Genomic DNA, 12,572 nt, shown 5'->3' with positions numbered 1-12,572 from the left:
TATCTTGTTTTTGTTTTTCTTCATTTGCTAGCTTTTTTGTAAGAGATCGCCCTTATTTGTTTTGCGAATATTTCGTTACTTGCCGTTGTGTTATTTAGCTTAGTAATTGTTTTTAAATGAATTTACTGTGTTTTGTGACTGCCTTATTTGTGTAGTAAGAATTTATTTTGGGCTGGGCTCTGGGAAGGATTTGTTAGCACGCTATAGTTATAAACATAAGGACGAGCCAATGCTCAGGATGAGTTAGGCAAGATGCCGGGGTATAGGACGCACTGTTTAGGATGAACAAGCTTGTCAAGGTTGATGAGCTTAGGAACTCAGCGCAAGCAGCGCAAAGCAAATACCTAAGAGCTTCAGGAAGAAGTAAAGGGATACCTCCAGGACGGAGAGAGCAAGTGTTTAGGAAGAACACTTATGCCAAAGAAGGCTAAAGGATAGCCCAAAGGAAATGGGAAGAGGAAACGCTAAGGACGGTGTGCACAGCCATAAGGATTGCAAGGAGCAACTAAAGTTTAAGGACTGAGCTTGATGACGTACAAAAGGGCGACACTTAGGTGTCGCCCTTTTTACTGCTGACGCCACCACACTTGCTGTCTCATTAGGTAGGCCAGCAATACTAAGCTCGCTAGGCCGGCTAAAGTATGCGCAATAATAATCGCCAGAAAGATTACCTTACTGCTTCCAGATAATGCCCCTAAGAAAATGGCGGGCAGCATAAAACCAAATAGACGCACTAGATTAATCACCATGGCATGCATAGGCTTGGCCAGCGCATTTAGGGTTTGTGCCAATAGTAAGGGTACGGCCATCATGCCATAACAAAACGGTACTAATTGCAGGTAATACTGGCTAAGTTCGGCGACTTCGGCATCGTGGTTTAAGCTGTGGCTGATCAGTGGTGCGAGTAAATACATGACCAGAGCTAATATCAGTTGCCAAATAACGGCTAGACGGATCCCATGATGCACCACTTGCTGGGCACGCTGTGCTTGGCCTGCGCCTACATTTTGCCCCACCAACATCGGAATCACCGAGTTAATCGCCATCACCCCTATAAATAACAAAGCTTCAACGCGGGTGGCAAAACCATAGGCGGCCACCGTAGCGGTGCCTGCTTTAGCCAAAATAACAAAGGTGAGTGCTGTAGCAATAGGCGTGAGCAGCTGCGAGAACACCGCTGGAATAGCAATGCTCAAGAGTTTTTGCCAAGAGCGTAATAATTGCGAAATAGAGCAAGGTTCTAAGCGTAATAAGTCAAGTTTAAACTTAAGCATATACAGTGCGACCAAGAAGGTGATGAGCCACGCTATGGCGGTGGCTAATGCCGCGCCCTGAACACCCATGGCGGGAAAGGGGCCTAAGCCAAAAATGAGTAGGGGGTCGAGAATGCCGTTAACCATGCCGGCCACCAGCATAACAATACTGGGGGTTTTACTGTCTCCACTGGCACGAATCGCGCTGTTGCCAACCATGGGAATCACCAACAAGGGAACCGAGAGATACCAAATTTGCATGTATTGCTCAATGTAGGGCATTACCGGTAGCTCTGCGCCTAAGTAGCTAAATAGAGGGAAAATACTCAAATAGCCTAGGCTGGCGATGCTGATAATCAATAACAAACTGAATAACAGGCTGTGACTGGTTAAGCGCGCCGCCTGCTGCTGTTTTTCTGCTCCTAATAAGCGCCCCACGTGTGAAGAAAGGCCAATACCTAAACCCATAGCAATGCTGGTAATGGCAAAGGTGATGGGAAAGGTAAATGAAACGCCTGCCAGCGCATCGGTACCTAACATAGCAACAAAAAAGGTATCGACTAAATTAAAAAAGATGATCGAAAAAATGCCGACTAAGCTGGGGCTGGCTTTACGGATAATCAGTGGAGTGATGGGCGCATCAAGTAATTGGCGGCGTTGTTGTTCCATGCTTGTTGGAGTGAGCAAATGGAACTTCAGTATACGTGGATGCAGGCTTTTGCGAAAGAACCAAGCATCTGCGTGAAAGTGCACAATGTTTGTTCAAAAACTAACCATTGTGATTGTCTTTGGCTTAAGAAAACGGTAAATTGCGGCTTCCTTAATAGTGAGAGAAGTTATGTCTCAGTTCGACAGTATTCGCCCTTACCAAGACTCTGAAGTAAAACCCACCCTGCAACGTTTAATCAATGACTCAGAATTTATCACCACCCTCATTCGTTTTCGTTATCCGCGGGTGTCAGGCTTGGCGCTGGCGTTGTTATCTACGCTGTTACGTAGTGTGCTTCGCTTTAAGGTGAGAAAGGTCAATACAGTGTACGATTTTCAGCTCATTGTTGAACGTTACATGGCACATATGATTAAAACCACCACTTCGCAATTAAGCTCAAGTGGCTTAGATAATCTTGATTTGTCGACGCCACATTTGTTTATTTCTAACCATCGTGATATCGCCTTAGATCCGGCATTTGTGAATTATCTACTGCATGTAAATGGCCAAGATACCGTGCAAATCGCCATTGGCGATAACCTATTAACTAAGCCCTGGGTATCGGATTTAATGCGCCTAAACCGTAGTTTCATCGTTAAGCGTTCGGCTAGCGCTAAACGAGAAAAGTTGGCGAATTCAAAAGAGCTGTCGGCTTATATTCAGCATACCCTTAAGCAAACTGGCGATCATATTTGGATTGCTCAGCGAGAAGGGCGTGCTAAAGATGGCTTAGACCAAACTAATGCTGCACTAATTTCGATGCTGGCTTTAAATAGAAGTAAAGAACAGAGCTTTGCTGATTACATTAACCAACTCAACATTGTACCGGTGTCTATTTCCTATGAGTTTGACCCCTGCGACGTGGCCAAGGCCAATGAATTGGTGGCGCAAAATCAGCACGGCGAGTACCTAAAGCAAGAGCACGAAGACATTTACAGTATTTCTCGTGGCATTGTTGGTCAAAAAGGGCGAGTGCACGTACATTTTGCTAAGCCTTTAAATGCTCCATTTGAGAATGCCAAAGAAGTCGCGGAAGCCCTAGATAAAGCGATTATTGGCAATTATCAATTAATGCCAACTAACTGGATAGCTTTGGGCAATGAACTTCCTGAAGAACTATCGGCTAAGGATATTGCTCAGGCTAAGCGCTATTTTGAGGCGAAAACTGGCGATATTAGTGCAGAGGTCCGATCTCAACTGCTGGCAATGTATGCCAATCCCATCAAGGCAAGACAGCAACTCACTGAATAAAAACATAAATTTAGTTTTTTGTTGTGTTGGCATTGTAGCTGCATACCCCTTAATAGGTATTAATATTAGGGGTATGATATGTTCCGTTCAAAGACTAGCCAAACTATTGCCAACGTATTATCTGATCAAGATAAATTGCAGCAATTATTATCATTAATGTTACCCGATGAAGTAAACGAGCTAGACCAGTTAGGAGCACAACATTGTCGGCGTAAGCGTCAAGTGGGTGGGCGTTCACATTCAATTTCGGTTAAATTTTAAACCTTAAAGCGTAAATAAATATACTGTGCCATGCTTTATTACTGATAAACTGTAGCCAAAAGAGCCAAACAATAGGCTTACATCTCAAATATTAGTATTAAAAGACAGCACAGTATATGACCATTAAAACGCAAGCGGGGAGCGCCTTTCCATTAGGGGCAACCTATCAAGGTTCGGGCGTCAACTTTAGTATTTTTTCAAAAAACGCTACAGGGGTAACCTTACTCCTTTTCAAAGAAGTCAATTCTCGTAAACCTTTCGCAGAAATTCCTTTTCATCCTCAATTTAACCGTACCGATCACTACTGGCACTTGTTTGTTGAAGAGCTAGAAGTCGGTACTTTGTATGGCTTTCAAGTTGATGGCCCGTGGCAACCTGAGCGAGGCTTACGCTTCGACCCTAGTAAGGTATTGTTAGACCCTTACGCTAAGATGACGCATTTCCCCGATAACTACTTACGCCAGGTCGCGGCTCGACACGGGCATGCGAATGTCGATCAATGTGTTAAGGGGGCGGTAGTCGATTTGCGTGGTTTTGATTGGCAAGGTACTCGTCCAATTAAGCGTTCACTGCAAGATACCGTGATTTATGAAATGCATGTGGCCGGCTTTACTAAGCATCCTTCTTCGGGAGTGGCTGAACATAAGCGCGGCACCTACGCTGGGGTAATCGAAAAAATTCCCTATTTGAAAGAGCTTGGAGTGACCGCCATTGAGTTAATGCCGGTGCAGCAATTTGATATTCAAGATGCTCCGCTAGGCAAGCAAAACTACTGGGGTTATAGCCCGGTCAACTTCTTCTCTCCGCATACCGCCTATAGCTCTGATAAGAGTGTTTGTGGTGCCTATAACGAATTTAGAGTGATGGTGCGGGAGCTGCACAAAGCAGGCATTGAGGTGATTTTGGATGTGGTCTTTAACCATACCGCTGAAGGTGGGCACGATGGTCCAACTTTAAGCATGAAGGGTCTGCAAAACGATGCTTATTACACTCTAGAAAACGAGAAACGTTGGTATAGCAATTACTCGGGCTGTGGCAATACCTGTAATGCCAACCATTCGGTAATGCGTAAGATGATCCGCGATTCATTGCGCTTTTGGGCTAATGAAATGCATGTTGACGGCTTCCGCTTTGATCTTGCATCGGTATTGGCGCGAGACTCGCAAGGCAATGTAATGAAAGATCCACCATTGCTTTGGTCCATCGATTCCGATCCTGCTTTGGCGGGTACTAAAATCATAGCCGAGGCTTGGGATGCCGCTGGTCTTTACCAGGTTGGCGATTTTGTGGGTGACCGCTGGAATGAATGGAATGGTAAATTCCGTGATGATGTACGCTCTTTCTTCCGCGGTGACAATGGCGTTACTGGCCGATTTGGTTCACGTCTATTGGGCAGCCCCGATCTGTATTACAAAGATAACCACTCACCACAGCGCTCGATTAACTTAGTTACCGCCCACGATGGTTTTACCCTGAATGATTTAGTCAGCTATAACGACAAACACAATCTAGATAACGGTGAAAATAACCGTGATGGGGATAACCACAACATCAGTTATAACCATGGTGTTGAAGGACCAACTTTAAATCCTAAAGTAAATGAATTGCGTGAGCAGCAAATGAAGAATTTCTTTGCCACCTTGCTGTTATCTTTAGGTACGCCAATGATTACCATGGGTGACGAAGTGAAACGCACTCAACAAGGTAATAACAACGCCTATTGCCAAGACAACGAAATATCTTGGTTTGACTGGAATTTGGTGGATAAAAACCAAGACTTGCTGCGTTTTGTTAAAGAACTGATTAAGTTACGTCGTTTTGACGATGTATTGGAAGAAAAAATTCACCTCAGTCTGTCCGATGTGATTCATGACGCCAATATTGAGTGGCATGGGGTGAAACCAGGACAAGCAGATTGGTCTGAAGACAGTCATTCGATAGCTTTAACCCTACTCGACCCTTATTCTAAGGATAGAATGTACATGGTGTTTAACGCCTATTGGGAAGACTTGGAATTTGAAGTGCCAGCCATTGAAGGTCACTGGTTTAAGCTGGTCGATACAGCGGCGAAACCACCTGCCGATATTTTTGACTTTAAAACCGCTCCTCAGCTAGATACTGCAACGGTAACCGTCTCGGCTCGCTCGGTGATGTTATTTGTTGCTAATCCATTGTTGGAAAGCCGTTGTAACTAATTAAGCAGGTTTATCGCTGGTTAAACTTGAGCAAGATTGTACTAATGATGATTGGGTAGTGTGTGAGAAGCTAAATACGCTACCCAGCATTAATACCAGCAATAATATTCGTGCTCCAATTGATATAAAAGCCATTATTATCCCCCTTCTCGCCCTTCTTGTTAGTAGATTTGATTATTACTATGTTTGTTGATTATTTTTAGTATCCACATTAATTACCTTATTTCTAATAGGAAAAGGATATTTATTTGATAAAAGTGACTTATGTTGGGTTTTTGTGCTGAAATCGCCATATAAATAGCCATGGCTTGAGCAAAATTTAACTTTGTTACTTAAAACAATCCCAGTTGGGCTGAGCTGATTTGTTCGAAGTCTAAACCCACAAAAGGCAGAATAGCATCGGCAATGGGGCGCAGTTGTTTATCTAAATAATGCTGATAATCGATGTGGCTATGTTGGTAGGCAAGCGGTTCTGGTCCATTTAAGGTAATTAGGTAGTCAATGCTGCCTTTGTTCTGATACTGCAGAGCTTTCCCTAGCGCTTGGTTTTGCTGGTCGGCCAAACGCGCGGCCTTTACTTGCGGAGGCACGTTTTTTACGTAGTCGGCTAGATTGCGTCGTAAGCGTTTACGGTAAACCAGTTGTGAGTCGTACTCTCCCTCTAATAACTTAGCAATGGTTTCCAGCACAAAGGCGCGTGGATCTTGGTCGCTAAAGACCCGCTCTAATAAGCCAGTTTGAAAGTGTTTGGCTAATTCGGTCCAATCCGAGCGCACCGTTTCTAAGCCTTTAATAATCAGTTTGTTGTGGGCATCCAAACCGGCATAGCGTTTTTTACTGCCAGTTTCCGAACCGCGAATGGTGGGCATTAAGAAACGTGAAAAATGGGTTTCAAACTCAATTTCTAAGTGGCTCTCTAGCTGCATTTCTGTTGCCAGCTTCTCTCGCCAATATTGGTTAATTCCAGCGGCCAGCTGTTGGCCTATTTGTTGTGCTTGGTCGGCGCTAAGTTGTTGGTTAAGCCAAACAAAGGTGGAGTCGGTATCACCATAAATAACCTCGTGGCCCTGTTGGCGGATCCATTCTGCGGTTTGTTGCATTAGCTGGTGGCCACGCATGGTGATGGAACTGGCAAGGCGTGGATCGTGAAAGCGACAACCGGTGGAGCCCAATACGCCATAAAAGCTGTTCATTAAGATCTTTATCGCCTGAGAGCGTGCCTTGTCGTGGTTGGCCTTAGCTTGATCGCGCTGCTGCCAGAGCTGTTCAATAATGCCCGGTAGAAAGTGTTTGTCGCGGCTAAATTTGCCTCCACGAAAGCCTTCAATCGCTTGTTCTGGCTCTGCCAAGCCTTCCACCAATCCGAGCGGGTCCACTTTAAAGGTACGAATAATCGAAGGATAAAGGCTTTTAAAATCTAGCACCAATACGTTGTGATAGAGGCCAGGCTTGGAGCTCATCACATAACCGCCTGGGCTATCGGCGATAAAATCTCTGCTTAGGTTGGGCGCTATATAACCGGCGCGGTGCAACTTGGGTAAATAGACATTGGTAAAGGCGGCTACCGAGCCGCCGCTTCTATCTAACATCAGTCCGGTAAGTTGGCTGCGTAAACACAGGTAGTCGAGAATTTGCGTATGCTGGAAAATATCCAGCACCAATTGACAGTCTTCTAGGTTATAGGCGGCTAACTGCGGCTTATCATGCTGAAAGTTGTGAGTGATTTCAGCCATTCTATCGCCCACTTCATCGACTAGCTTACCGCGCTGTAAAAGCTGTTGGGCCACATGCTCTAGGCTGAAACTGTCAAATTGGTAGGTTGCCGATTTTAGCGCATCTATTCCATCAACCACCACCCGCCCAGGAAGACTAACAAAGCCGTTTTGTGGGTTATCACTGCGCTCGCGCCAGCGCAGTTGGCTTTGTTCCCGCCCCAGCAGAAGCTTAATGCCATGTAAGGCGGCGCGTTTGGCTAATAAGCGAAAATCGAAATTGATGACATTCCAACCAATTATGATGTCCGGGTCGAGTTTTGCAAACTCTTGTTCTAGCTTTTTAAGCAGGGCGTATTCATTCTCTACCCAGCTAATTGGGGTGCTGGCAGGCTGCTCTTGGCCTATCATCAATACCCGTTGGTAGTCTTTTGTCGCCAAACCTATCGAATACAGCTGGCCTTGCTCACTGCACTCGATGTCTAAGGACAAGACCGACAACGAGGGGGCGTACTGACAAGCTTTAATTTTTACCTGTTGCAGGCAAGGAAAATGGCTGTGTGGTTTAAGTCGGCCCTGGTAAGAGAGACTGCCGTAACAAAAGCGCTCGGTGAGAAAGCGCTCATGTAGCTTTATATCGTGTTCAAAGCAGCTAAAACCGCTTTGTTGTAAGCGTTTAGCCGCTTGTTGGTGCTGTTCTATAGTGGTGAAGTAAAGCGCGCTTACGGCTTGCTGCTGGAAGGTTTTTAAAGGCAAGTCTTGATAGCGAGCAGGTGGCGTAGTTAGCGCTTGCAGTGCTGCGGGTAGCTCACTACTCAGCACAAAAAACAGCGGTTGCTGGTCGCTAATCTCTAAGCGCAAGGGACCTTGTTCACTGGCTAAGTAGAGTTGGATATGCGCTCGTCCCTGCCGATCATAGCTGGTGGCGTTAAGCAAAAAACCTTGGCCCTGTTGCAAGTGCTGAATCACATAGTGCTCTCTTTACCGATGAGTGGCTGGAAACTTAGCACAAAGCGAGCGTTTAGCGCTATTGCGCTGTGCTTGGATTTACTTTGTTTACTTCTGGATTTGTGATTTGTGGTTTATGCCAGCTAGCAGCTAGATCGTCGGCAAATTTCTCGGCACAGTGTTGAAAACGCATGACTAAGAGAAACAAATGAGCGAGCATTTTCAACGAATGATGGCCGGCTTAAGTTTTAATCGCTGGGATCACGATTTAGCTGAGCGGCGGCTACGAACGCGGCAAATTACCCATCGTTTTAATCAAACCCTACCCGAGCAGTTTAGCGAGCGAGAACAGTTAGCCAAAGAATTGTTTGCTGAAGTGGGCAGCAACATTGAAATTTGTCCACCACTCACCGTGGATTATGGCGATACCGTATTTATTGGCGATGATGTCTTCATTAATACCAACTTTACCTTGGTTAACTCGGGTAAAATCAGCATTGGCCATCGGGTGATGATTGCCCCGAATGTCAGTTTGTTTTCGATTAACCATGCTCTAGACCCCGAGCTGCGTAAAACTTATATCAATGCTCAAGGGGAGCGCGAGGTGATTGATTACCCCGCCCCCATTACCATTGGTGATGATGTATGGATTGGCGGACATGCGGTGGTATTAGCGGGCGTCACTATAGGCGCTGGTTCGGTGGTGGCCGCTGGAGCCATTGTCAGTAAAGACGTGCCGCCAGGGGTATTGGTGGCGGGGAATCCTGCCAAGGTGATTCGTGCAATTAAGCCTGGTGAAACGGTGCGCCAAGCAAAAGGTTAATGCTGTGGAGGTGTGCGGTAAACGATTTTACCTTTCATTTAAAAGGGGAGGAGTTTGGTCATCATTATTATTCTTTGAGCCAAGTGCGTTCAAAAGCATCTATTGCATTAAATGGTGTACGGAGCTCTTCTATGCCCAAAAGCGTGTGTTGTTGTTCTTTAGTTAGTTTACTAAAAGCAAGTTCACTATATATTTCGCTTGACGGAAACATAAGAGTTTTGTATTTCTGAATCTTTTCAGAAATTATGTTGCTAGGTTGCTCTCGATTTATTGATTCTAAGGTGAGAAGAGATCTTAAAACCTTTGTATATAAAGGTTGGCTACATTTTCGGATAGCTTCTTGGCTAAGAAACCCGAGAGCTTCACCTGTGCTATTGGGGAAACCTTTTAAAGTTTCTATCGTCTTTTCACTAAGCTTACTAAAGGCTGCTGTTTCTCTGCATTGGGCGTGAACACTTGTGAATTTTTGAAAGTTTTCTTCTAAAGTTTGCGTTCCAAAACTAATAATATCACCTGCAAAACATGATGAAGAGTGAACGGAAAATATCAATATACAAATGGTATATAATGTTTTAGTCATTGTGGTTTACATCCATAGTGAATAGCCTTCCAGAATTGCCGCTCTTTAGCTGAAATGTTACTTCGTATCATTTGTAGGCCAGCTATGGTACTGATTTGCCCTTCTGCATAATGTTCTAAATGAGAAAAAGACTGGAAAAAGTACTCCCAGTTAGTTGTATAAATATTGTAACCAGTTTGGCTAACTCCATTAGATGATGATTTAAATAAAAGGTTATTATCAATCAAGCCTGCCGCAGTAGTCTGGCTTTTTACAGTATTTCCCCCAAATATAAGTGCTAGTTGGCCAATGGCGATGATGAACCAGCCAGTTTTTTTAGTTTTAGTTATTCTGTTGATATCGTTAATAGCTCTTTGACTTTGCTCATCAAATATAAGACCAACTAGAGTGGGGCAAATTTTTTGATTCATAAACACTTCATTTTTATAGTGATTAATTTATCAATTCTCTGGCCGTTTTAAATGATTGTCAACAACAACTATTAAGTATTAAGGCCTTCAATGTATTTTGCTTATAGTTCAATCTTAATGGCTGGAAGTGGGGAAAAATTTCGAAAGAGAAGCTTATTAAGACTTAGATATCAATTATTTGCTGTTCCATCTCCTATTAATTGAATTTGAAGATGTTTCAGACAATACTTTGTATGAAACATCTTGTGCTCGTTCAGTGCTACGCCATGAGCTAGCGAATCCCCTCATAATCTCTTGAGAATTCATATAAGTAGACGCGCACCCTGTTGTTTGATCTAATTAATTTCGCCAAAAACAAATCCTATCAAACCTGCACGGAGGCAGTCAGGATGCGCGAAACTCAAATTCTACACCAAATGCTTATTGAGCTGTGCCCCAATATTCACAAAAAACGCCTTAACTCTCTGATGGTTGCCACTACATCACTACTAGATGGCGACAAATTGTCTCTCACTGAACTCGGGCGCAATATAACCAGCAGGGTTTCACCTAAACACTGCATTAAACGTATAGACCGCTTGCTCGGTAACCACCATTTAAATAGTGAGCGTTTAGCGATATACCAATGGCATGCTCGGCAGATTTGCGGGGCTAATCCCATGCCTGTGGTCTTGGTCGATTGGGCTGATGTACGTGAGCAATTACGGATGATGACATTACGCGCTTCTGTCTCAATAAAAGGCCGTTCCATTACCTTGTATGAACGCACCTTCGAGTTCAAAGATTACAATGCACCTCGTAGTCATAATCAGTTCTTATCTGAGCTAGCCAGTGTGTTACCAACAAGCTGTACACCGCTGATAGTGACGGATGCGGGTTATCGCAACACCTGGTTTAGAGAAGTGGCTTCTTATGGCTGGTATTGGTTGGGTAGGCTACGTGGCGAGGTCTGTTATCAGCTTCGTGACCGATGGGTACTCACCAAAACGCTTTATGCTTCAGCAAACAATAAAGCGCAATATATAGGCGCAGTGCAAGTAGCGCGAAAGAAACCCATGCCCTGTCACTTATATGTATTTAAATCCAAGGATAAACACCGTAAAGATAAACGCTCTCGTCGCTCAGGTAATAACCATTCAGCCAAGAAGCTGTATCACCGCTCAGCCAAAGAGCCTTGGGTACTCGCCACTAACTTACCGCCCGAACTCTTTAATGCGATACAAGTGACGAAGTTATATGCCAAACGGATGCAAATAGAAGAAACCTTTCGAGACTTAAAAAGCCCACAATACGGTTTTGGTTTACGCCACAGTCGCTCACGATGCCCACGCCGGTATGACGTACTGCTGCTGATAGCTTTACTGGCTGACATTATTTTGTGGTGGTTAGGTTTAGTGGGGCGTTGTTTCCTAAATCAGATTGAACTAACTCAGCAGTCGCGGATCTGATCAGTATCTATATCTGTCGGGTCACCAAACATGGGTAAAGCGAAAGGCAACATCACCAACTGGAAGCTGTACAACAGTGCACTGAAGCAACGCGGCTCATTGACCTTCTGGATGGATGAGAAAGCCATAGAACTATGGAATAACACTGAGCGCAGTGGTCGTCGAGGGCGCAGCCAAACTTACAGTGACACCGCTATCGCAACTACGCTGATGATTAAAGGCGTATTCAAGTTACCACTGCGTGCTCTTGAAGGCTTCATCAACTCATTGTTTCGCCTGCTCAAGGTCGACTTAAAATCTCCCGATTACAGTTGTATAAGCAAGCGAGCAAAGACTGTTGAAGTCAACTATCGCCTACCTAGCCAAGGTCAAGCGGCTCACCTCGTTATCGATGCTACAGGTCTTAAGGTGTTTGGCGAAGGAGAGTGGAAGGTGCGTAAACACGGCGCTGAAAAGCGTCGAGTCTGGCGAAAACTGCATATGGCAGTAGATGCCCAGAGCCATCAGATAGTGAGTGCTGAGGTCTCGATGGACTGGGTTCACGATAGTGAAGTGTTACCCACCTTGTTGAGACCGCTGCGGCGCAAAGTGAAAGCAGTAAGCGCTGATGGTGCCTATGACACACGGCAGAGCTATCAAGAAGTACAACGTAAGAAGGCTGTTGCACTAATCCCTCCACGCAAGAATGCAGGTATGTGGGAAGCGGGTCACCCACGGAACGTTGCAGTAAAAGCCTTGAAGCAAGGTGAGTTGGAAAACTGGAAACGGGACAATGCTTACCATCTTCGTTCACTATCGGAGACGGCGATGTATCGTTTCAAACAACTGCTTAGCGACAAGTTGAGTCTACGTTGTTACAACGCCCAAGTCGGTGAAATCATGGCCGGAGTGTGCGCGTTGAACAAAATGAGCAGGCTAGGTATGCCTGCTCGTCAGCTAGCTGAATAAAGAGGAAAACGCCTTGAGGTTACTGCGTTCGTTG

General features: G+C 44.8%; 9 protein-coding genes and 1 pseudogene. 6 read left to right on the top strand and 4 right to left on the bottom strand.

Annotation, left to right across the window (positions count from 1 at the left end; translation table 11 throughout):
• Positions 1–566: 566 nt before the first annotated feature.
• Positions 567–2,006: an MATE family efflux transporter gene (locus AR383_RS12625; protein WP_157051731.1), complete on the bottom strand. Its 1,440-nt coding sequence runs from the start codon at positions 2,004–2,006 to the stop codon at positions 567–569.
• 85 nt (positions 2,007–2,091) lie between these two features.
• On the opposite strand from AR383_RS12625, the gene AR383_RS12620 reads away from it, so the two are divergent.
• The 3 genes from AR383_RS12620 (at position 2,092) to glgX (ending at position 5,669) form a co-directional block, all read left to right on the top strand.
• Positions 2,092–3,213: a 1-acyl-sn-glycerol-3-phosphate acyltransferase gene (locus AR383_RS12620; RefSeq protein ID WP_055733459.1), complete on the top strand. Its 1,122-nt coding sequence runs from the start codon at positions 2,092–2,094 to the stop codon at positions 3,211–3,213.
• Between the two features lie 78 nt (positions 3,214–3,291).
• Entirely contained in the window at positions 3,292–3,474 is a 183-nt protein-coding gene (locus tag AR383_RS12615) for a hypothetical protein (RefSeq protein ID WP_055733458.1), read from the top strand.
• Positions 3,475–3,590: 116 nt separating this feature from the next.
• Positions 3,591–5,669 (top strand): glycogen debranching protein GlgX, encoded by a 2,079-nt coding sequence (glgX, locus tag AR383_RS12610; RefSeq protein ID WP_055733457.1) that lies wholly within the window; start codon positions 3,591–3,593, stop codon positions 5,667–5,669.
• 332 nt (positions 5,670–6,001) lie between these two features.
• On the opposite strand, the gene AR383_RS12605 is transcribed toward glgX, so the two are convergent.
• Positions 6,002–8,350: a DNA polymerase II gene (locus tag AR383_RS12605; RefSeq protein ID WP_229711245.1), complete on the bottom strand. Its 2,349-nt coding sequence runs from the start codon at positions 8,348–8,350 to the stop codon at positions 6,002–6,004.
• 187 nt (positions 8,351–8,537) lie between these two features.
• On the opposite strand from AR383_RS12605, the gene AR383_RS12600 reads away from it, so the two are divergent.
• Positions 8,538–9,152 (top strand): sugar O-acetyltransferase, encoded by a 615-nt coding sequence (locus AR383_RS12600; protein ID WP_229711247.1) that lies wholly within the window; start codon positions 8,538–8,540, stop codon positions 9,150–9,152.
• Between the two features lie 67 nt (positions 9,153–9,219).
• Here AR383_RS12600 and AR383_RS12595 read toward each other — a convergent pair whose 3' ends face one another.
• Both AR383_RS12595 and AR383_RS12590 read right to left on the bottom strand, forming a co-directional pair.
• On the bottom strand, positions 9,220–9,732 hold the full coding sequence (locus AR383_RS12595; RefSeq protein ID WP_055733456.1) for a hypothetical protein: 513 nt from the start codon (positions 9,730–9,732) through the stop codon (positions 9,220–9,222).
• A complete protein-coding gene (locus tag AR383_RS12590; protein WP_055733455.1) occupies positions 9,729–10,142 on the bottom strand; it encodes a hypothetical protein in 414 nt (137 codons plus the stop codon). Before AR383_RS12590 ends, AR383_RS12595 begins: the two co-directional genes overlap by 4 nt.
• 389 nt (positions 10,143–10,531) lie before the next feature.
• Here AR383_RS12590 and AR383_RS12585 point away from each other — a divergent pair.
• Positions 10,532–11,545, top strand: a pseudogene (locus tag AR383_RS12585) (IS4 family transposase); the annotation flags it as partial.
• Positions 11,546–11,620: 75 nt separating this feature from the next.
• A complete protein-coding gene (locus AR383_RS12580) occupies positions 11,621–12,538 on the top strand; it encodes an IS5 family transposase (protein ID WP_055733453.1) in 918 nt (305 codons plus the stop codon).
• Positions 12,539–12,572: the final 34 nt, after the last annotated feature.

The organism is Agarivorans gilvus, from assembly GCF_001420915.1.
Taxonomy (GTDB): Bacteria; Pseudomonadota; Gammaproteobacteria; order Enterobacterales; family Celerinatantimonadaceae; genus Agarivorans; species Agarivorans gilvus.
Note: the sequence above shows the minus strand (reverse complement) of the source record. Positions and strands in the feature narration are given on the sequence as shown.